The following is a 20,724-nucleotide window of genomic DNA, read 5'->3' on the forward strand; positions in this document are numbered from 1 at the left end:
CGTGAAGTTACAGTCGATTCAGATTTCCGGCTTTAAGTCATTTGCCGACCGGACGGTTATCGAATGCCAGGATGGATTAACGGGAATCGTCGGTCCTAACGGGAGCGGAAAAAGTAACGTCATCGAGGCGATTCGGTGGGCGCTTGGAGAACAGTCCGCGAAGCAGCTGCGGGGGCACAAGATGAAGGATGTCATCTTTTCTGGTTCTAATGACCGGCGCCCCCTAAACCGGGCTGAGGTAAGCTTGGTTTTTGATAACGCTGATCATTATTTACCCACCGATTATAGTGAGGTCAAAATCACCAGGCGATACTACCGCAACGGCGATAGTACGTATCTGCTTAATGATCAGGAATGTTTATTACGCGAAATTCAACAACTGTTTCTAGATACTGGGTTGGGGGAAGGTTCACTCTCCATTATTTCCCAGGGAAACGTGGATGATATTTTAGCAGGAGATGTAGAGAAGCGTCGGGCCGTCATCGAAACGGCCGCCGGCGTCTACCGGTATAAAAAGCAGAAGGCGGAGTCCGAAAAAAAGCTCACGGAAACCCAGGCGAACGTGGATCGGGTATCAGACATTGCCCATGAACTAGGGAAACAGTTAGCCCCCTTACAAGCGCAAAGCGAGACCGCTTCGCGCTATTTGCGTCAGCAGCAACGGTTAGAGCAGTTGCGCTTCACCCAGTTAACCCGCCGGGCCGCTCACCTGCAACAGACACACCAAGCGACTCAAACCCAGGTAACTGAACAAACGACCAAGCATCGACAACTCACGGAGCAACTGGCGCAGTTGCGGGAGCAAAAGCAGACGCTCCACCGGCAACTAACGACGACCCAACAAGCTCGCGAACAACAACAGCAACAACTACTAACCGATACCAAAACGCTCGAAAGTGCCACGGGAGAAGCCAAGTTACGCCAGCAACAGCTGGATTTTAAACGAACCCAACTCCAGGAATTAGAACGCCAGCGTACGGACAACCAAACTCAGCTGCAACAGCTCGAACAGCGGGTACAAACGGCCCAGGCGACCGTGCAGACCACGACCGATCAGCTGAACCAGCTGGAACAAGAAATTGCTGACAGCGATGCCACCGCCAAACTAAAGCAGGTGGAAAGTGAAGAAGCAGCGTTAGAAGCGGCTCGCAGTCAATATGTAACGTTAATGCAACAACTGACGAACCAAAAGAATGAGGTCCGGATGGCCTCCCGGATGTCAGAACAGCAGCGTCAGGCCTATCAGGAAAAGCTGCGCCAACAACGGCAGTTAGCGACCGAACAGCAGCGCCTGGAACAAGCATTACAAGCAGCGCAGGAGCAGCTTACTGCGCTGAAGCACCAAGCAAACGCGGCTCAGGCTCGTCAACAACGGTTGCAAGCCCAAGTTGATGAGTTAGCGAATCAGCAAGACCAGCTTCAACAAGCTTGGTATCAGCAACTTCGTGATTTTCAGACGGTTAAAACCGAACGAGATAGTTTACAAAACATGGTCGCCGGGCACAATAACCTGTACCGAGGCACGAGAAACCTCCTCAAGCACCAGCAGGATTTAACCGGAGTTTTAGGCCCAGTTGCAGACTTAATGCAGGTCGATGATCAATATCTGGTTGCGATTGAAACGACGTTAGGCGGGGCCCTTCAGCAGGTAGTGATGCAGACCGTTGCCGCTACCCGCCAGGCAATTCACTATTTAAGCCAACATCAGTTAGGCCGGGTGACCTTCCTGCCCCTTGATGCCATTAACGAGCGGTTTGTTAGCCCCAGTTTGTTACAAGTAGCCCGCGAACAACCAGGATTAGTCGGGGTGGCCGCGGACTTAGTGACGATGCCTCAAAACCTAACGCGGGTAAAAAACTACTTGCTGGGAAACGTGTTAGTTACCACTAATCTGCAACAAGCTACGCAACTGAGCCAGAAACTCCGGCGGCGGGTGAAAATTGTGACCCTTAATGGTGAAGTGGTGAACGCGGGGGGCTCAATCACCGGGGGTAAGAATCAACACGAACCAAACGGGATTCTCCGCCAAAAGCATCAACTTGCCACGTTAACGAGCCAGGCCCAAACGTTACAAACTAAATTAAAGCAGCAAGAAGCACAACTTGCTGTGGTTAAAGAAACCGGGCAAGCAGCCCAAGCGAAGCGGGACGAAGCCTATCAACAGGAATCTAGTCACACCGCTGAACTGAAGGCACAGGCAGAACGGGTCTCCAGTTTATCAGCGGCTCTGACAAAGCAAAAACGCGAAGTCGCTGCCCTCGAACTCCAGTTGAAACACGCTGATGACGAGGCGGACCATCCAGCAGCCACGACTCCTCAGCAGATTCAAGCAACGGAGGCTGAGATTGCGGAGAACCAAGCCCGCGTTCGCGAGTTAAAACAAGCAATTCAACAACATAAAGCCGATCAGCAACGTAGTCAAGCTACTTTGATGGCACAACAACAGCGACTCAGCCAGATTCGAGAACGGCTAAAGCAGGCGCGCCAACAGGTTCAAACTGAGACTGCGCAACGAGACAAAGCTACCACCGCGGGCACCCAGCTTGCAAAACAGGTAACCCAGCTTCAGCAGGAACTGAAGCAACTCCAAACGGTGACTGAGGTCGATCCAGAGCAATTACAAGCTCGCATTAAACGACAACAACGCGCCCTCGCCGAGAGTAAACAGCAGGCGCTTGAGTTACAAGCAGCCGATGAAGCTAATGAACGGGATTTAACTGCGACCCAACAAGCGCTGACCACGGTGCAACAGGACCTGCAACAAGCGCAATTACAGGCGTCACTGCAGGCGCAAGAGACTGCGAAGCTACAACGGGAGCTAGGCGACCTACAAACACAGTCACAGCAATCGCTCCAGGTGGTTGACCTAGATCCCGAGGCATTAGAACAAGAATTACAAACGGTTCAGGCCACAATCACGGAATTAGGCCCCGTTAACGTGGGAGCAATCACAGCCTACGAAGAATTAAAAAACCGAGCTGATTTTGTGAACGGGCAACTCGATGATTTATTGGCGGCCAAACAACAACTGTTAGAAATCATGAATCAAATGGATCAAACGGTTAAACAACGCTTTCAACAAACCTTTGACCAAGTGGCCACGGCTTTTACTGCCGTTTTTCGGCATATCTTTGGGGGTGGGGAAGCGAAGCTCAAACTGGCGGATCCGCACCATTTATTGACAACTGGAATTGACATTCTGGTGAAGCCGCCGGGGAAACGGTACCGGGATCTGAGCTTGTTATCCGGGGGCGAGAAGGCGCTCACCGCCTTGGCCCTCTTGTTTGCGATTTTACAGGTTAAGCCGGTTCCCTTCGTGATTTTGGATGAGGCAGAATCCGCGCTTGATCCAGCCAACGTTGATCGATTTGCGCGTTACATGCAAAAACTTAAACAGCACACCCAGTTTATTGTGATTACGCACCGTAAGGAAACGATGATATATGCTGACCAGTTAGTGGGAATTACCATGCAGGATTCCGGAGTCTCCAAGCTCGTCTCCGTTAACCTCGAAGCAACGCAGAAAAAGGAGAAATAAGAATGGGTTTATTTGATATTTTTAAACGGAAAAATCAGCAAGCGCCAGACGAATCCCAGTCCGAGTCAGGGTCAATCAGCGCCTCAGAGAGTAGCGCAAGTACGGCAGAATCGGTTTCAGCGGCGTCCACTAGTACTGCTACTTCGGTGGTAGAAGCAATGGCATCGACAGCAACCACTGAACCTAACCGTTCGGAAACTTCGACGGTCGCTTCAGAGTCGATTGCATCGACTACACGGGAGGAATCGGACGTCCAATCGACCACGGAGTCAGCTTCGGCCGCAACGTCCACCAGTGATGCAGTACCAAAGCCAGAGCAAAAATATGAACATGGACTATCGAAGTCCCGGTTTTCCTTTGGACAAAGTTTGAACCGGTTATTTGCAAACTTCCGGTCGGTTGATGAGGAGTTTTTTGACGACCTAGAAGACACGTTGATTCAGGCCGATGTGGGGGTCAACACCGCCACTTCCATTAGTGACCAACTACGAGAAGCGGTCCGGCTCAATAACATCAAGGGCCGTGATGAAGTGCAGAACTTCATTGTTCAAAAGTTAGTGGAAATTTATGATGGGTCCGAACCACTGGACACCGAACTGCATGAAAATCCCGATGGACCGACCGTCATTTTGATGATTGGCGTGAACGGAGCCGGAAAAACCACCACGATTGGAAAACTCGCTAATCAGTACCGTCAGGCTGGTAAGCAGGTCCTAGTGGCTGCTGCGGATACGTTCCGGGCCGGAGCCATTGAACAGCTCGCCGAGTGGGCCAGCCGTGATCAGGTTGCAATCGTGAAGAAACCTGAGGGCAGCGATCCTGCTTCCGTGGTTTTTGATGCGGTTAAGCAAGCTAAGGACGACCATTACGATCTTTTGCTGGTTGATACAGCGGGGCGGTTGCAAAACAAAGTTAACCTCATGAAAGAGCTCGAAAAGATGAACAAGATCATTCAGCGTGAAATTCCGGGTGCCCCGCAAGAGGTTTTACTGGTAATTGATGCGACCGTTGGGCAGAATGCGCTCGTTCAAGCGAAGCTGTTCCGCGATGTCGCTGAGATCACTGGGATCGTTTTGACTAAGTTAGATGGGACTGCCAAAGGGGGCATAGTGCTGGCGATTAAGCAAGAGTTGGGCATTCCCGTTAAGTACGTGGGCCTCGGTGAAGGGGTCGATGACCTGCAAACCTTTAATCCAGAGGACTTTGTCTATGGCCTGTTTAAGGGCTTAATTAAGGAATGACCATGGAAACGAATTTTAATGCTAAACTAGAAAAAGATAATCGCATTAATGCGTTATTTGATTTTTATGGAAGTTTACTAACCCCCAAACAGGCTGATTACATTCGGCAGTATTACGCCGATGATCTGTCCTTGGGTGAGATTTCTGAAAATTTTCAGGTCAGTCGCCAGGCGGTCTATGATAACCTCCGACGGACGGAAATGACCTTAGAAAAGTATGAAGAACGGATGGGCTTGTACCAGAAGTTTGTCACCAGAAATCACCTGATTGATGAACTGGCGCAGACGATTCAAACAAAACATCCCCATGATCAAACCTTGAATGGGTTAATTGAGCGCCTAGAAAAACTAGAGGAAAACTAAAAGGAGTAACGATGGCATTCGAAGGGTTATCAGAAAAGTTACAAAATGCGTTTAAAAATTTACGTGGGAAAGGGCAAATTAGTGAAGCGGATTTACGGATTACCATGCGCGAAATCCGGCTGGCTTTACTAGATGCCGACGTAAACTTTACCGTGGTTCGGGACTTTGTTAAAAAGGTCCAGAACCAGGCCAAGGGTGAAAAGGTGCTGGAGGGGCTCAACCCTGGTCAGCAAATCGTTAAAATTGTGGACGATGAACTAACCGCCATGATGGGTGGTTCAGCAACGGAGCTTACTAAGGCACCTAAAATTCCAACGGTGATCATGATGGTCGGGCTGCAAGGGGCTGGTAAGACGACGACGGTTGGAAAGTTAGCTAAGCGGCTCAAACAGGATGAGCACGCGCGGCCGCTGTTAATCGCAGCCGACGTTTACCGACCAGCCGCCATTGATCAGTTAGAGCAGGTTGGAAAGCAAATTGACGTGCCCGTCTTTTCCGAGGGGACGGATGTGGATCCAGTTCAGATTGTTCAGGATGGACTGGCCCAGGCCCGTGAAAATCACAATGATTATGTCTTTATTGATACGGCCGGACGGTTACAAATTGATGAAAAACTCATGCACGAGTTGGAAGAAATCAAAACCGTTTCCCACCCCAACGATATTCTCTTAGTTGTGGATGCGATGACCGGGCAAAACGCGGTTGAAACGGCGCAGGGCTTTAATGAGGACCTCAATCTTACCGGAGTTATTCTGACTAAGTTAGATGGGGATACCCGGGGTGGAGCCGCCTTATCGATCAAGGCAGTGACTGGCAAACCAATTCTGTTTACCGGGCAAGGGGAAAAAATGACGGATCTGGATGTTTTTCATCCAGATCGAATGGCTTCCCGAATTCTGGGCATGGGAGACGTGCTGTCCCTGGTTGAAAAGACTCAGAAAAACGTGGACGAGCAAAAGGCACAAGAACTAGCCGAAAAGATGCGGGAAAATTCCTTTAACTTTGACGATTTCTTGGACCAACTCCAGCAAATTCAAAACATGGGACCGTTAAAAGACATCATGGCGATGATTCCAGGAATGGCCAATAATCCAGCGCTCAAGAACGTTGAGATGGATCCTAAGGACTTAGAGCGGATCAAAGCGATGATCTATTCGATGACCAATGAAGAACGTGAAAATCCCGATGTGTTAAATCCTTCCCGCCGGCGGCGAATTGCCCGGGGTTCGGCGCAACCCATTCAAAGCGTGAACCGGATGATTAAACAATTTGATCAGATGAAAAAGATGATGAATCAGGTTTCCAACGGGAACATGGCCGGGATGGAAAACATGATGCAAGCCGCCGGTATGGGCGGCGGTGGCATGGGGGGAAAACTCTCCAACCTTGCCATGAAGCGAATGAGTCGGAAAATGAAGAAAAATAAACGGAAGCGGTTGAAAAAAAGGAAAAAATAAGGAGTGTAAAGAAAAAACACTTTACATTACTTTTTATTCTTGGTAAGATAGAAACCGTTAAGAAAACATGAGGAGGTGTCATTATGTCTGTTAAAATTCGTTTGAAACGAATGGGTTCTAAGAAAAATCCATTTTATCGAATCGTAGTTGCTGATTCACGAAGTCCTCGTGATGGTCGTTACATTGAAAACGTGGGGACTTACAACCCATTGATTCAAGAAAACCAAGTAACTTTAGAAGAAGAAACTATTTTAGACTGGTTAGAAAAGGGTGCCAAACCTTCTGATACAGTTCGTAACATTTTGTCAAGAGCCGGGATCATGAAGAAACTTCATGAAGCTAAATTAGCTAACAAGCAAAAATAAGGCTGATTAGTTATGGTGAATTTTGACAACTTAATTACAACCATCATTAAACCGTTAGTAAAGTTTCCCGATGACGTTCAGATTCGTCACCAGGAAACGAATGAGTTTCACGAGTATATTTTAACCCCTAATCCCCAAGACGTGGGACGGGTGATTGGGAAACGGGGACGAGTGGCGCAAACCATTCGCGCCATTGTTTACAGTATTCACGTGCCTGACAACAAACGGGTTAAGTTAATTATTGATGACGGTAAATAGCAGAAAACTCTTAGATAAAACGTTGTTTTATTTAGGAGTTTTTTTAGCATAATTTAAAGTTAAAGGAACGATGTAATTATGGACTACTTAGAAGTCGGAAAGTTAGTTAATACCCAGGGGATTAAGGGAGAAGTCCGCGTGGTTTCTGAGACGGATTTTCCAGAGGTCCGGTTTCGCCCGGGAGCCATTCTGTACGCCTTTCCCAAAATGGGAGACATGGAACGCTTAGAAATTGATCAGGTCCGCAAGCACAAAAACTTTATTTTGTTGCACTTTAAGGATCATCCCACGATTAATGACGTAGAACATCTCAAGCCCGCCACCTTAAAGATTGATGCGGCTGAGCAGTCAGAGGCACCCCTGCAGCCCGGCGAATACTATTACAGCCAAATCATTGGCTTAGCCGTAGTTGACGAACAAGGCCGGGCTCTCGGCACGATTAAGGACATCATGGACCTTGGTCCAAATGACGTGTGGGTGGTTGAACGCACCGGACAACCAGATTTACTTCTACCCAAAATCGATGAGGTGATTAAACAGGTTGATCTGGAACAGGGACAGGTTACGGTCGAATTATTAGCGGGGCTAGAGTAGATGAAAATTGATGTCTTGAGTTTATTCCCAGATACGATTAACGGACCCTTACATGACTCTATTTTAGGAAAAGCGGTCGAAAAACAGCTCCTATCGGTTAACGTGACTAATTTCCGGGATTTTTCGACCAACAAACACCATAACGTCGATGACACTCCGTATGGCGGTGGGGCGGGAATGCTGTTACAGGCACAACCAATTGTTGATGCGGTGGCAGCCACCCAAAAACAAGCGCAAGCAGAAGGGTTGTCAGCTGGCCGGGTGATTTTAACTGATCCAGCGGGAAAGCGGTTCGATGAGCAGGTCGCAGCCGAGTTAGCTCAATCCGATCATCTAACTTTTATTTGTGGCCACTATGAAGGGTTTGACGAACGGGTCAAACAAGTGGTCACCGATGAATACTCCATCGGTGATTATGTGTTAACCGGGGGTGAATTGCCCACCCTGGTTATGATTGATGCGTTGTCGCGGTTAATTCCCGGCGTGCTTGGAAACGATGAATCAGCGGTGGACGATTCCTTTTCCACCGGCTTATTAGAGGCGCCCCAGTACACGCGTCCAGCTGATTTTCGGGGTGTTCAGGTACCGGCGGTCTTAATGAACGGCGACCACCAAAAGATTGCGGACTGGCGCTTAAAGGAATCATTACGCAAAACCTACGTGCATCGTTCCGATCTAATTGATTATCACCGACTTTCGCCACGTGCCAAGGAATTACTGGCCGAAATTAAGATCGAATTGGAGCAAAATTAGGCTTTCTTTAGCTAAGCGAATGTGGTATATTATTAGTTAGTCGTGAGACTAAAATACAACAGTATTCCGCTGTCGGAAAGATATGAGTGCTAGTTAGGAGAAGTGACATGCGTCAAAACAAGCTGATCGAAAAGATCAATCAGGAACAATTACGTTCTGATATTCCCGATTTTCGGGCTGGTGATACTGTAACGGTATCAGTTAAGGTTGTTGAAGGTGACACAGAACGTGTCCAAGATTTTACGGGGGTAGTTATCAAGCGCCGCGGTGCTGGGATTCAAGCTACTTACACTGTTCGTAAAATCAGTAACGGAATTGGTGTGGAAAGAATTTTCCCACTCAATTCACCACGGGTTGCTAAACTTGAAGTAGTTCGTCGTGGTAAGGTTCGTCGTTCAAAACTTTACTACTTGCGCGATCGTCAAGGAAAGGCTGCTCGGATCAAGCAATCATTCAAAAAACGCTAAAAGAAAAACGGCTGGAAATTTTTCCAGTCGTTTTTTTGTAAAAGAAACAGAGAATCACATAGCAATGAATAATAGCTCTAAAGATGAAATTATGAAAATAGACCAAATTGACACGGAACCACAAGCCCAAAAATGGCGGAGAAGATCATTAAGACCAGGTCCCCTAGTCTTAATTTTTTGTTTCGACAGGTCGTGTTGATCCTCCCTATAAATTCAAATCTTGGTGGTAGTTTAGTGGCGATAGATCAGCAGACTCTGTAATTAACTGGGTTGCTAACGTTTGGAACCGGGTTAAAGCCAGCTCAGCTGCCTGTTGACTAGCTTGATTGGCTAATGCAACTAAATCATTGCTGGTGGCAACTTGGGCTTGCGTTTGATTAATAATTTGCCGATAACGCTGACGTAGTTCAGCTTGCACGTCGTTAACTTGACCGATAAAGCGATGGTAGTGGGCATCAACCAGAATTCCAACTAGTTTGAAGTTCCAGTAAGCGGACTGAGGATCATAGTCGTGGCCAACTGGGTATTGATAGGCAGCTGGCGTTTCACTAATCCCCGCGAAAAAGGGGGCAAAGGTACTTTCGGCCCCCACGCCCATTGACAGCCAGTGGATGCCCCCAATTTCAACGGGCAAGTCTGCTTGGAGTTGTAAGACATGGGCTTCCTGCGTTTTGGCAAAACTCATCGGACGGAACCGATGCTTGTCAAATTCACTGCCCGTTCCCACTGGATCAAACTCGGTTCCCTGGTAGTGAGAATTCAGGAGGTTTTGCACGTCAGTGGCGGATAACAAGCGGTCACTCTTGCGTAAAAAGGGCAGGTTCTGCGAAGTTGGTTCCTGGTCTACATCGGGAGTAAACATTTTTTGCCCGTACCACACGCGAGGAGTGTTGTAATAGGTATCCATTTGATTACGCGTCCCAAAGATGTGGCGAAAGTTAAAGCCGTGGCGATCCGGATTGAGGTGGTTGGTAGTCACAAATTCTGGTAACTGCGACGACCACTGAAAGTTGACTTGATCGTTAAAGTCCACCTTTTCGATGGCCATTTGGTTGGCAACGACAGCATAACAATCATCCGGGATGCGTTGTGCAACCCACTGGTGTCCGGAACCAATCTCAAAGTACCAAACTTCTTGGGCATCTGAAAAGAGGACTCCATTGGTTTCGCTGGCCCCCTTGGTACTAACAATTTCACCCAAGCGTTGAACGCCTTCCCGCGCGGACTGCACGTAGGGAAGGACAACGGTGACCATGGCTTCTTCGCCGATTCCATCGGAGACCAGCGGATCACAACCTAAAACGGCATCGTTGGCATAGGTACTCTCGGTGGCACTCATTGCCACGCCATGTTCGTTAATCCCATCCTCTTCAAAGAGCCCCTCGCTGGTGGTCCACTCGGGAGTTGCAGTGTACTTTGCGGCCTCATTGGGTAGGTCTAATTGAAATCCATTGGCAGTGGATTGAAAGACAACCGGGTGTTTAGCAACTTGGTGATCATGAACGACAAACCGTTTGGGCCACGCGGCCTTCGCGTCCTCATTACGACCAATTAACGTACTTCCATCGACGGTTGCCTTTTTACCGACTAACATACTAGTGCAGGCGGAATAATTCGGTTCTGTCATGTGCGGATGCTCCTTCATAATTTTAGTTTCGTATCCATTCTACACTTCTCAGCGACAACACGAAATCAGAGACGGTCGTCGTTAGGCAGAACTAGGGGAAAAGGTTATAATAAGGACTGAATTTTAAAGATGGAGTAGACGATGAAAAACGAACAATACATTTTAGCAATTGATGAAGGAACGACCTCCGTGCGCGCCATTCTTTTTGACCAACAAGGAAGCATTGTGGGCCAGGCGCAACGTCCCATTCACCAGTTTTTCCCCCAACCAGGGTGGGTGGAGCAGGATCCGTTAGAGATTTGGAACGGAACGGAAACGGTTATTTCAGAAGTGCTCTTTCAAACGGAAACCCCGCCGTACAAGGTTCGTGCGATTGGGATTAGCAATCAACGTGAAACAACGGTGGTCTGGAATCGGAAAACCGGGCAACCGATTCACCATGCGATTGTGTGGCAATCAAAGCAAACTACCGAAATTGCAAAACACCTCCAACAAGCTGGCTATCAAACTTTCATTCAGCAAAAGACCGGATTACTGATTGATTCTTATTTTTCCGCGACCAAGTTACAGTGGTTATTAGACGAGGTGCCACACGCCCGGGAGCAGGCTGAGGCCGGGGATTTACTGTTTGGTACGATTGATACCTGGTTGCTCTGGAAGCTGACCAATGGCCACGTGCACGCAACCGACGTAACCAACGCCAGCCGGACCATGCTGTATAATATTCACACGCTGGATTGGGATCAAAAATTGCTGGATTTGTTTAAGATTCCGCGGACCATGTTACCAGCGGTTCATGATTCCAGTCATTTTTATGGGTATACGCAGGAATTCACCCTCATGGGCGTCCAAATTCCCATTACGGGGATTGCTGGAGACCAGCAGGCCTCGCTATTTGGCGAGTTAGCTTTAGATCCCGGTCAGACGAAAAATACCTATGGAACAGGGGCCTTTATCATGATGAATCTGGGACATGAGCCGCAACTTTCCGAGCACGGGTTACTGACCACGATTGCCTATGGGTTAAACGGTCAAGTTACGTACGCCTTTGAAGGAAGTGTGTTTACGGCAGGGGCCGCGGTTGAATGGTTAAAAGACCAGGTTGCTCTCGTCCAGGATGTCACCACAACGGCAACCCAAGCGGAGCAAGCCACCGCAACTGACCAGTTATACGTTGTTCCTGCGTTTAGTGGGCTAGGCGCTCCGTACTGGGATCAAAACGCTCGGGGGGCAATTCTAGGTCTGACCCCACAAACTGATGACAAGCAGCTCATTCGCGCCACTTTAGAGTCTTTGGCATTTCAAACGCGGGATGTCTTACAGACCATGACCCACGAAACGGGATTGCCCCTCAAATCGCTGATGGTCGATGGGGGCGTGTCTAAAAACGAATATTTGTTGCAGTTTCAGGCTGACATTTTGGGCAGCCCCATTACGCGCGCGCCCTTAGCAGAAACGACCGCTTTAGGAGTGGCGTATCTGGCCGGTTTGCAGGTCAAATACTGGCCAAATCTTGCGACGTTAAAGGCCTTACCACGGACCACGACTAGTTATCAACCCCGGTTAGCCGCCTCCATGCGGGAGTGGCGGTATGCGAACTGGCAACAAGCAGTCGTAGCGACCCGATTATTTGCGGAGGAACCTCATGATGGAACTACCAACCCAATTTAAAGCTAAATACCAACGGTTATTAGGAGCCCAATTTCCGGCCTTTTTACAAAGTTTTGCAGAAGCACCCCAGCACGGCTTTCGCCTGAATCCTTTGAAACCACCAGCTCACCCGGCGATTGATCAAAGTCGGCCCATTTCTAACGTGCCTAACGGTTATTATGGCAAGGTGGATGGGAAATCACCGGCCCACCAAAGTGGGTATGTCTATAGTCAAGAACCATCTGCCATGTTGGTTGCGGAGGCGGTTGCCCCGGCACCGGGGGAGCGGGTGCTAGACTTGTGTGCTGCACCCGGAGGGAAATCCACCCAACTGGCCGCGTTAATGCAGAATCAAGGCTTACTGGTAGCCAATGAAATTGATCGGGGCCGGGCCAAGGTTTTAGTGGAAAACCTTGAACGCTTCGGGGTCTGGAATCCGTTGATTTTAAATGAACGCCCCGACCGGTTAAGCCCAGCATTTCCCGCCTACTTTGACAAAATTTTAGTGGATGCGCCCTGTTCTGGGGAGGGAATGTTTCGAAAAAATCCGAGTGCGACAACGTACTGGGATGCTGATTATCCGGCAGCTTGTGCGGTTCGCCAGCGCGAAATCCTGCAAGCAGCCGTTAAAATGTTAAAGCCCGGCGGACAACTCGTGTATTCAACCTGTACGTTTGCACCTGAAGAAGACGAACAAATCATTGCGTGGCTGCTAGACCAGTATCCGCTAGAACTCGTTGCTTTGGATAAAAGTGCGGGAATGAGCGATGGTCGTCCCGAGTGGGCCGATGGGAATCCAGAGCTTCAACGCACGCTCCGGTTATTTCCGCAGTCCTTTGCGGGCGACGGGCATTTCATCGCTAAACTGCAGAGCACCGCGACGGGGAAACCAGTTAAAATCCGGGGCCAGCGCAGTAACGTTGGCGGAGCTGATCGTAAAGAATGGCAGCAATTTGTGGCCCAAAACCTGACAGACTTTAAGGCGGGCTCGTTATTGCAATTTGGCGAACAATTATATTCTTTTAACCCCGAGATTCCGGATTTACAGGGATTGCGGGTTATGCTGCCGGGAACGCCTTTGGGAACCTTGAAAAAACACCGAATTGAACCCAGCTATGGGTTGGCCATGGTTCTGCGGCCTGAGCAGGTGCAACGGACGCTACCGATTAGTTATGAGCAGTGGCAGCGGTATGTGCACGGGGATATCTTTAACACGGATGCTGAGCTACCCAAGGGTTGGTATTTATTGCTGTATCAGCAGATGCCAGTTGGCTTTGGGAAGGTGGTCAACGGAACCGTCAAGAACTTCTTTCCGAAAGGATTACGCTTTCAAGTAGAAAAAGGATGAGCAGTTTAGCTCATCCTTTTTCTATGGTCGTAAATGTCGTTGTTGTAAGTAATTTTCTAGTTCTGAACTCAGGACCACCGGGCGCTCTCGCAGTTCGGCAATGTTTTTGACCCCGAGCGCGGTGAAAATGGCGCGTAGGCCAAAGCTCCACTCCTGCAACTTGGTAATCGTGGCCCCCACGCCATCGTCGATTAACGTGGTTAAGATTGCTCCCGCAATCCCCACGGCGTCAGCGCCGAGATAAAGCGCCTTAGCAATTTCTAGGGGACTAGTAATGCCGCCGGCTGCGACAATTTGCAAATCAGGCACCGCCTGGGCCTCATATAATGATTGCACGGTCGTTAAGCCCCAATCATTGAAGTCAGCTAAATCCTTATGGGGGCGCCGGAAGTTTTCAATTTGTGCAAAATTAGTTCCCCCGTGTCCACCTACGTTGACGGTTTGCACGCCGATGGCCTCAAGCCGGTGGAGCGTGGCTTGGTCCAAGCCAAAACCGACTTCTTTAACAATCACGGGCACCTTGACCTGGCCCACAATTTGTTGCAAATTAGTGAGCCAGTGAAAATCACGATCGCCCTCTGGCATGACCAGTTCCTGGACCACGTTAAGGTGGACTTCTAAGGCATCCGCCTGCAGTAAGTCGACCACGGTCTGCGCCTGGGTAGGGGTAGCCCCAGCCCCGACATTGGCAAGTAAAAATCCCGTGGGATTAACTTCCCGCGCGACCGTAAAGCTGGGAAGGGTGGTTTTATCGCGCAGCGCCACACTAGCGCTGCCTAACGCCAAGGCAACCCCAGTTGCTTTAGCCACTTCGGCCAGTTGGTGGTTGAGCTTCTGCGTGTACTTACTGCCCCCCGTCATGGCTTCAATGTAAAAGGGGAGGGCAAACTGATGTCCAACGAAGGTCGTGCTGAGCTCAACCTCTGAAACCGCCACCTCTGGCAAGCCGTTGGGAACGAAATGGAGGTCCGCAAAGCCGGCTGTCGAAGCCTGATGGAACTTCTTGGCTAGCGATACGTGTTCATCTTTTCGGTGTGATTGACGATTAGTCACTGGATTCTCCTTCGTAGTTGTAAATCGCGAGGTTTAATGGTTCGATTCCCGCCCGTTGCCAAGCAGCTTGCAGACCAGTAATATCGCAGTTGGCTTCGATTAACACAATCCCACAGTCTCCACCACCAGCACCGGAAGTTTTGGCAGCACCGCCAAAGTGGTCGGCAATCTCAATCAACTTCGTTAGTTGGGGCGTTTCAATTGTGACGCCCGCTAGGGTACTCAATGATTGGAGGAGCTCGCGATTCCGGTTGATATTTTGCATGATCAACTTGCTGTTATTCTGCCGAAACCCGTTGGTAATCTCGCGGACGCATTTATTACTTTCGTGCAAAAAGCGTTCGTACTGAGAGCCATGTTTCCCCTTTTTTAGTTCTACTTTATCGATTAAGCGGGACGTGGAAGCCGGAGAACCAGTCCATCCCACTAAAAAGCGGAGCACGCTCGGGATCTGTAAGGGAGTGATCTCTAAACGGGGCCACTCCAATTTCAACAGCTCCGGGAGGGCAATCTTATCCCGGAATTCAGCTAACCACTGGCGGTCAAAGGAACTGTATGTAATTAAGCCCCCAAAGACACTCGATGCAACGTCACCGAGCGAACCGTTCCCCTGAACGTTAAAGTGGGCAATCGCGGCCAATTTAAAGAGTTGGACTTTGCTCAACTTGAGCTGGTAGAGCTCGCAGAGCGCCTTAATGGTCGCCACCGTCACGGCTGCGGATGAACCCAGTCCATACTTTTTTCCGGTTCCACTGTCTAGCTCACTGTTGACGCTGAGGTGGTACTTTTGAATTGGTTTTCCCAACGCCTGGACGTAATCTTCGGTTACCTGGATGGCTGCAATAATGTATTGAAAGGGGTTATCACGATCATCTACAATCATGCGTGAATTAACCCGTTCCCAGTGCACGCGATGGTTTTCGTATTGTTTAGAAGTAATTGAGCACCGCTCTTGATTTTTTGCAATCGTGACCGTTACAAACCGATTAACGGCGGCAATGATGGCCGGGTTCCCGTTCTCGACGACGGCGTATTCACCTGCTAAATAAAGTTTTCCCGGGGTGCTTGTTGTAATCAATGTTAGTCTTCTTTCTAAGTAAGGTATTGGATGCCAGGTCCGGGAGCAGCGACGACCAGTTGATTGGCTCCAAAAGCGGGGGTTAGCGCTGCTAAGACCGCGTTGAGGTGTTCCGGTTCCACTAAGACCTTAACGTTCGGTCCGGCATCCATTGTAAAGTAGCAGGGAATTCCAGTAGCTCGCAGTTGGTGAATCAACTGCATAGCCTTTAAAGAATCGGCGTCAAAGTAAGAAAAATCAGGCGCTGCACTCAGGGTTAATGCGTGCATCCGCATCGCATTTTCCTCGGCAATCGTGCCTAAGCAACTGAAATCTCGGTTACTAATTGCCATTTTAAGCTTTTTTAAGTCGTGTTTGCAAAGCTTTTCCCATTCACGGTAGTAGGGCGAGGTCGTTTGCGAACGCTGCATCCCCACGGAACTACTGATTTGTTTTTGCTGTTGGTTTACCAAAATCGCAATCACGTTGAGGTTCCAGTAGTCGGCAGGAGCAACCTGGGTAGCAAAGGACGTTCGGTCGCCAAAGCCCTTGTGCCATTCGACAAACCCGCCATCGATGGACCGCGTGGCAGAGCCAGAGCCCCGGCGCGCTAATCGGGAGAGTTGTTTGTGATCTAACTGTAAGCCACTGGCCCGACTGGCAGCGGCAGCGAGAGCGGCAAAGCCAGAGGCCGAGGAAGCTAGTCCGGCGGCGGTGGGAACGTTGTTAACCGTGGTGACCTGAGCTTTGCTACTAATTCCAGCCTGGGAGCGAACGAGGTCTAAAAAAGTTGCAATCCGGCGGGCGGCCGGGCCTTCCAGGGCAGTCCCGTTTAAACTAATCTGGTCTGCAGATAGTTGCTCATCAAAGGTAACGCTAGTGTCTGTATAAAAGCGATCTAAGGTGAGCGAGAGACTGTTGGTAGTCGGTAATTTTAACGCTTCGTTGGCTTTTCCCCAGTATTTGACAAGGGCAATGTTGGTATGTGCCCGGGCCTTAGCATGGTTCTTCATGATAAATCCTCCTGTGGGTTTAACTCGTATAGACTTTGAATCCAAGTTTGGGTGGCACCGTGGTCCGTGAGGGCCTTTGCGACGGTCTGCGCTGCGGTCCGAGTCTGCGTAAGGGCAATGATACAGCCGCCTAGACCACTCCCGGTTAGTTTAGCTCCCAGCGCTCCAGCTGCGTGGGCAGTTGTGACCAGTTGATCAATCTGGGGGGTGCTTACGCCTAACGCACGTAAAATGGTCTGCGCCGCGGTTAAACTTTGACCAGTGGCCGGTAAATCTTGGTGCTGCAGTGCCTGTTTGACGCGTTCGGTTAGGGTTCCCAACTGTAAAATCAGATCCTGGCGTTGCTGATCTGCGGTTAAAAACTGGTGCACCTGCTGAACTGCCGTTTTGGTATTACTAGCTAAACCGGTATCTGCAATGACCAAAAACCCCGTTAACGGGGGCTGAAAGTCAATAAATTGTTGCTTTTCAAACAAAATGGGGTGGGCAACGTTCACCGTTTGGGCGTCGATGCCACTCGGATTGCCATGGGTAATGTGTTCTTCAATATCAGTATAGGCGGTCAGTGTTTCCCTCGGGAGGGGTGTTTCAAACAACGCGAAGTAAGCCTGTGTAATTGCGCTGGCAATGGCGGCTGAAGACCCCATCCCTCGTCCCAATGGAATGGTGCTGTGCAGTGTCAAGTGGACCGGGATGGCTTGCGGATTTAGCCGGTGCTGGAGGTGTTGGAGCAGGGTTGCCACACCTGCCATGCGTGGGGGTAACTCGGTGAATGTCCCGGTATAGTACTCACTGGTAATTGAAGAAACTGGAGCGGCAGTCATTCTGATTGTTGCAGTAACGGTCGCTTGGGGAACCGGGAAGACAATGGCCGGTTGCTGGTAAACGGCACTATGTTCGCCTAAAAAGATGACCTTAGCATGACTCTGACCAGTTGCTGTTGTTTTCATTTCAATCGCTCACTTTCTTATCAATGTTATTTTACCATAGTCGTTTCTAAACTTCGTCCTTGAACTTGGGAGTCAATGCCCCGTTATCGCCTGATTTGTAGTAAAATATGCATAGTTAGAAACGAAAGTAGGCCGATACTGACATGAAAGCAAATTCAAAATATGCTGTGGTTGATATGGAAACCACGGGAACTGATTTACAGCGTGGCGACCGCATCATCCAGTTTAGTGTCAGTTTTGTGCAAAACGGCCGACAAACGGGCGCTTTTTCCACCTACGTCAACGATGGCGTTTCCATTCCTAGTGAAATCACGGCCTTGACTGGGATTGACCAGGCAACCATTGAAACCGCCCCGAGTTTTGATCAATTGGCCCCTAAGGTTTATCAAATGTTACAAGGCACGGTCTTTGTGGCGCATAATGTCAACTTTGATTTTCCCTTTTTAAATCATCACTTAGAACGAGTGGGGTATCCAGCGTTAGAGCTTGAAGCAGTGGATACGGTGACGTTAAGTCAACTCTTTTTCCCGACCTTGGGTAGCTACCGGCTCAGTGACCTTAGTCGGCATTTTCAAATCCATCATCACCATCCGCACTCATCGGCGAGTGATGCGGCGGCGACGGCGCAGCTCCTGTTAAAAATTAGCCAGCAAATCTCCAAGCTCCCCGTGCAAACGGTTCAGGCCGTGCTCGATTTAGAGCTTAATCTGCCCCAGCAGACGACCCAGTTCATTCGGGTCAATTTTGAAGCCATGGACCAACCGAGACAGCAGTTACCGGCTGATCAGGTGGAACTAGAGGGCTTAGTGTTAAAACGGCATCACCGAAACCCAGTTGAAAATCACGACCGGTTAACCAAGTTTCCGTTAGCCAAGAAGCAGAAAGAACGGATTTTTCAGGGCCACTTTGAATGCCGTCCGTCGCAAAGTAAAATGATGAATTTAGTGTATCGTAATTTTGCCACTACCAAACAACCGGCGCGGAATTTGTTAATTGAGGCGCCCACTGGGAGCGGGAAAACCCTAGGGTACTTATTTCCACTCGCGTTTCTGTTGCAGTCTGGGCAGGCAGCGGTGATTAGTACTGCAACGATTAACCTGCAAGAACAGTTGCAAAATGTAGTAGAGCGGGATTTGAACGCGGGCTTTGGGTTTCACGTCCAGGCCGTCGTGTTAAAAAGTCGCCGACACTATCTAGACTTGTCCCGGTTTGCCACGGCCCTCGTCGCCGATGATTCGAACCAGCTCTCCCAGTTTAGTAAGGCGCAAATTCTAGTCTGGTTGACGCAAACGACAACTGGGGATTTAGATGAATTGCATATCCCACAAAATGCGGCCATTTTACAGCAGGTGAACTACCAACGAGAGCCGCAGTTAGCGGAGAGTGAATTTGGCGAGTACGACTTTTGGCACTGGAAAATGCAGCAAGTCGCCACGGCTGACGTTGTGATTGTGAATCATCACTACCTGAATCAAAATGCGGCGGAAGTGGCTGCCACTTTAGGTGGGCAACCGTACTTAATCGTGGATGAAGCTCAGCATTTACCAGAGGTGGCCTTTGCAGCGCAACGGAAGCACTGGTGGCTGGGTGGAGTTAAAACCAACGTTGGTCGGGTTAAAAATGATGTTTTTCAGACCCACGAACGCAACCTGGAAGATATCATTAGCACCCATCCGGACCTGCGCGGACTCCTGAAACGGCTGATGCATCAGCTGACGCAATTAGAAACGGTTAATCAGGAACTAATTCAAATACTGCTGACAAATTTACACGTGCGCTTACAACCACAGGCGGATGTTGTTCGAATTCCAGTCGATTGGCTGGTTAAATTTACCACTCAGGCACAACTGCGGTTGCAAAAACAGGACCAATTAGCAACACAACTGACCCAGCGCTTAACGTCCCTCAACCAAGCTTTGGGACAGAGGGAGGCGCAGTGGGTGGCCTCTGAATACGAAACGTTTTTACGGTTTAACGAACACGTGCATGCCGTCTTGCAGGGGGTTAGTGAGCTCCAGCAGCTCGTGCATGAGGTAAAAACCCAGTCAGTTGCCGATGGGTTTTGGTTGCGGTATGGAGCCGATCATGACCCGAATAACATGCGGTTAGAATGGGCCCAGTTTGATACCAGTACCCGGTTACAAAAACAAATTTATCAATACTTTCAACCAGCAATTTTCACGGGGGCCGTCTTATTTACCTCCAAAAAGTCGCAGTACATTTATGATCAGCTCGATTTACGGCGGGGCACAACACGGATGAAGCGGTTACCCACGGACTTTGATTACCAAAAGCAGGTTCAACTGATGATTGCGGACCAAATGCCACTGCCACCCGCAACAGAAAATGAGGAATACGTGGCGTTTCTGGCCAATTCCATTCAAAAGATTTATCGAGCCGCGCCCGTCCCGACCTTAGTCCTGTTTAATTCCTTAGAGTTAATTCAAGCGGTCCACGCTAAATTAAAGGGACAACCCGGACTGGGGATGCTCTTAGCCTCAGGGATTTCTGGGAGTCAGAGTAAAATCATGCGGCGCGCTGTTCTGCACCACGCTCCGATTATCTTAGGTGCAGCTGGCTTCTGGGAGGGCGTTGACTTTCCGCCACACTACCTAAAATCAATCATAATTCCGCGAATTCCGTTCGCCGCTCCGGATAGTCCGGTGATGCAAGCGCGGTCTGCTTATCTTAAACAACAACAAAAGAATCCGTTTACCAGTTATTCGCTCCCGCACGCCATCATCACCATGAAACAGGGGATGGGACGGTTACTTCGCCGCAGTAATGACAGTGGAATTATTACCATCTTGGATAATCGGATTTTAACCAAGCGGTATGGAACCCAAATTTTAACGGCTATTGAGGAAAATCTCCAAGTCCACACGGGAGCAATTAAAGCAATTCAACAGCAGCAAAAAGAATTTTTAGCAAAGCACCAGCAGGAGCATTGATTTGCTATAATAAACGCAGAATGGTTACGAAAGGGATTTA

17 protein-coding genes are annotated in these 20,724 nt (G+C 49.3%); 12 read left to right on the forward strand and 5 right to left on the reverse strand.

The features are described from left to right. Window position 1 precedes the first annotated feature (1 nt). The 9 genes from smc (at window position 2) to rplS (ending at window position 9,035) form a co-directional block, all read left to right on the forward strand. On the forward strand, window positions 2-3,538 hold the full coding sequence (gene smc, locus M8332_RS03370; protein WP_252780758.1) for a chromosome segregation protein SMC: 3,537 nt from the start codon (window positions 2-4) through the stop codon (window positions 3,536-3,538). 2 nt (window positions 3,539-3,540) lie between these two features. Continuing rightward, window positions 3,541-4,779 (forward strand): signal recognition particle-docking protein FtsY, encoded by a 1,239-nt coding sequence (gene ftsY, locus M8332_RS03375; RefSeq protein ID WP_252779429.1) that lies wholly within the window; start codon window positions 3,541-3,543, stop codon window positions 4,777-4,779. Window positions 4,780-4,781: 2 nt separating this feature from the next. After that, window positions 4,782-5,141, forward strand: coding sequence for a putative DNA-binding protein (locus M8332_RS03380; RefSeq protein WP_252779430.1), 360 nt, complete (start codon window positions 4,782-4,784; stop codon window positions 5,139-5,141). 11 nt (window positions 5,142-5,152) lie between these two features. Beyond that, window positions 5,153-6,598 (forward strand): signal recognition particle protein, encoded by a 1,446-nt coding sequence (gene ffh / locus M8332_RS03385; RefSeq protein ID WP_252779432.1) that lies wholly within the window; start codon window positions 5,153-5,155, stop codon window positions 6,596-6,598. An 83-nt stretch (window positions 6,599-6,681) separates the two neighbouring features. Further along, window positions 6,682-6,963, forward strand: a complete 282-nt coding sequence (gene rpsP, locus M8332_RS03390) for a 30S ribosomal protein S16 (protein ID WP_252750202.1) — start codon at window positions 6,682-6,684, stop codon at window positions 6,961-6,963. 12 nt (window positions 6,964-6,975) lie between these two features. Further along, a complete protein-coding gene (locus tag M8332_RS03395) occupies window positions 6,976-7,221 on the forward strand; it encodes a KH domain-containing protein (protein ID WP_252750203.1) in 246 nt (81 codons plus the stop codon). A 78-nt stretch (window positions 7,222-7,299) separates the two neighbouring features. Further along, the gene (gene rimM / locus M8332_RS03400) at window positions 7,300-7,815 is read left to right on the forward strand and encodes a ribosome maturation factor RimM (RefSeq protein WP_252779434.1); all 516 of its coding nucleotides are present in this window, start codon (window positions 7,300-7,302) and stop codon (window positions 7,813-7,815) included. Then, a complete protein-coding gene (trmD, locus tag M8332_RS03405; RefSeq protein ID WP_252779435.1) occupies window positions 7,816-8,568 on the forward strand; it encodes a tRNA (guanosine(37)-N1)-methyltransferase TrmD in 753 nt (250 codons plus the stop codon). A gap of 107 nt (window positions 8,569-8,675) precedes the next feature. After that, window positions 8,676-9,035 carry a 50S ribosomal protein L19 gene (rplS, locus tag M8332_RS03410; protein WP_252750206.1) on the forward strand — a complete coding sequence of 120 codons (360 nt, stop codon included), beginning with the start codon at window positions 8,676-8,678 and terminating at the stop codon, window positions 9,033-9,035. Between the two features lie 205 nt (window positions 9,036-9,240). Here the strand turns inward: rplS and M8332_RS03415 are convergent, their stop codons facing one another. Further along, on the reverse strand, window positions 9,241-10,662 hold the full coding sequence (locus M8332_RS03415; RefSeq protein WP_252779436.1) for a C69 family dipeptidase: 1,422 nt from the start codon (window positions 10,660-10,662) through the stop codon (window positions 9,241-9,243). A gap of 141 nt (window positions 10,663-10,803) precedes the next feature. On the opposite strand from M8332_RS03415, the gene glpK reads away from it, so the two are divergent. Then, a complete protein-coding gene (gene glpK / locus M8332_RS03420) occupies window positions 10,804-12,333 on the forward strand; it encodes a glycerol kinase GlpK (RefSeq protein ID WP_252779437.1) in 1,530 nt (509 codons plus the stop codon). Next, a complete protein-coding gene (locus M8332_RS03425) occupies window positions 12,311-13,660 on the forward strand; it encodes an RsmB/NOP family class I SAM-dependent RNA methyltransferase (RefSeq protein ID WP_252780796.1) in 1,350 nt (449 codons plus the stop codon). The genes glpK and M8332_RS03425 overlap by 23 nt, the downstream gene beginning before the upstream one ends. Window positions 13,661-13,681: 21 nt before the next feature. On the opposite strand, the gene fni is transcribed toward M8332_RS03425, so the two are convergent. Genes fni through mvk form a run of 4 tightly spaced genes read right to left on the reverse strand, consistent with a single transcriptional unit; the run spans window position 13,682 to window position 17,733 of the window. Then, the gene (fni, locus tag M8332_RS03430; RefSeq protein WP_252779438.1) at window positions 13,682-14,713 is read right to left on the reverse strand and encodes a type 2 isopentenyl-diphosphate Delta-isomerase; all 1,032 of its coding nucleotides are present in this window, start codon (window positions 14,711-14,713) and stop codon (window positions 13,682-13,684) included. Continuing rightward, window positions 14,706-15,791, reverse strand: a complete 1,086-nt coding sequence (locus M8332_RS03435; protein ID WP_252779439.1) for a phosphomevalonate kinase — start codon at window positions 15,789-15,791, stop codon at window positions 14,706-14,708. Before M8332_RS03435 ends, fni begins: the two co-directional genes overlap by 8 nt. 14 nt (window positions 15,792-15,805) lie before the next feature. After that, entirely contained in the window at window positions 15,806-16,783 is a 978-nt protein-coding gene (gene mvaD, locus M8332_RS03440; protein ID WP_252779440.1) for a diphosphomevalonate decarboxylase, read from the reverse strand. Then, window positions 16,780-17,733, reverse strand: coding sequence for a mevalonate kinase (mvk, locus tag M8332_RS03445; RefSeq protein WP_252779441.1), 954 nt, complete (start codon window positions 17,731-17,733; stop codon window positions 16,780-16,782). The genes mvaD and mvk overlap by 4 nt, the downstream gene beginning before the upstream one ends. Before the next feature lie 143 nt (window positions 17,734-17,876). Here mvk and M8332_RS03450 point away from each other — a divergent pair, with 143 nt between their 5' ends. Further along, window positions 17,877-20,684, forward strand: coding sequence for a helicase C-terminal domain-containing protein (locus M8332_RS03450; RefSeq protein ID WP_252779442.1), 2,808 nt, complete (start codon window positions 17,877-17,879; stop codon window positions 20,682-20,684). The last annotated feature ends 40 nt before the right edge of the window (window positions 20,685-20,724 follow it).

This window comes from Fructilactobacillus ixorae (assembly GCF_024029915.1).
Lineage (GTDB): Bacteria > Bacillota > Bacilli > Lactobacillales > Lactobacillaceae > Fructilactobacillus > Fructilactobacillus ixorae.

Coding starts and splice junctions, on each gene's coding strand:
- M8332_RS03450 (WP_252779442.1), top strand. CDS start 17,877: ATGAAAGCAAATTCAAAATATGCTGTGGTTGATATGGAAACCACGGGA.
- rplS (WP_252750206.1), top strand. CDS start 8,676: ATGCGTCAAAACAAGCTGATCGAAAAGATCAATCAGGAACAATTACGT.
- M8332_RS03380 (WP_252779430.1), top strand. CDS start 4,782: ATGGAAACGAATTTTAATGCTAAACTAGAAAAAGATAATCGCATTAAT.
- ffh (WP_252779432.1), top strand. CDS start 5,153: ATGGCATTCGAAGGGTTATCAGAAAAGTTACAAAATGCGTTTAAAAAT.
- trmD (WP_252779435.1), top strand. CDS start 7,816: ATGAAAATTGATGTCTTGAGTTTATTCCCAGATACGATTAACGGACCC.
- rimM (WP_252779434.1), top strand. CDS start 7,300: ATGGACTACTTAGAAGTCGGAAAGTTAGTTAATACCCAGGGGATTAAG.
- M8332_RS03425 (WP_252780796.1), top strand. CDS start 12,311: ATGGAACTACCAACCCAATTTAAAGCTAAATACCAACGGTTATTAGGA.
- mvaD (WP_252779440.1), bottom strand. CDS start 16,783: ATGAAGAACCATGCTAAGGCCCGGGCACATACCAACATTGCCCTTGTC.
- rpsP (WP_252750202.1), top strand. CDS start 6,682: ATGTCTGTTAAAATTCGTTTGAAACGAATGGGTTCTAAGAAAAATCCA.
- mvk (WP_252779441.1), bottom strand. CDS start 17,733: ATGAAAACAACAGCAACTGGTCAGAGTCATGCTAAGGTCATCTTTTTA.
- M8332_RS03395 (WP_252750203.1), top strand. CDS start 6,976: ATGGTGAATTTTGACAACTTAATTACAACCATCATTAAACCGTTAGTA.
- M8332_RS03415 (WP_252779436.1), bottom strand. CDS start 10,662: ATGACAGAACCGAATTATTCCGCCTGCACTAGTATGTTAGTCGGTAAA.
- glpK (WP_252779437.1), top strand. CDS start 10,804: ATGAAAAACGAACAATACATTTTAGCAATTGATGAAGGAACGACCTCC.
- ftsY (WP_252779429.1), top strand. CDS start 3,541: ATGGGTTTATTTGATATTTTTAAACGGAAAAATCAGCAAGCGCCAGAC.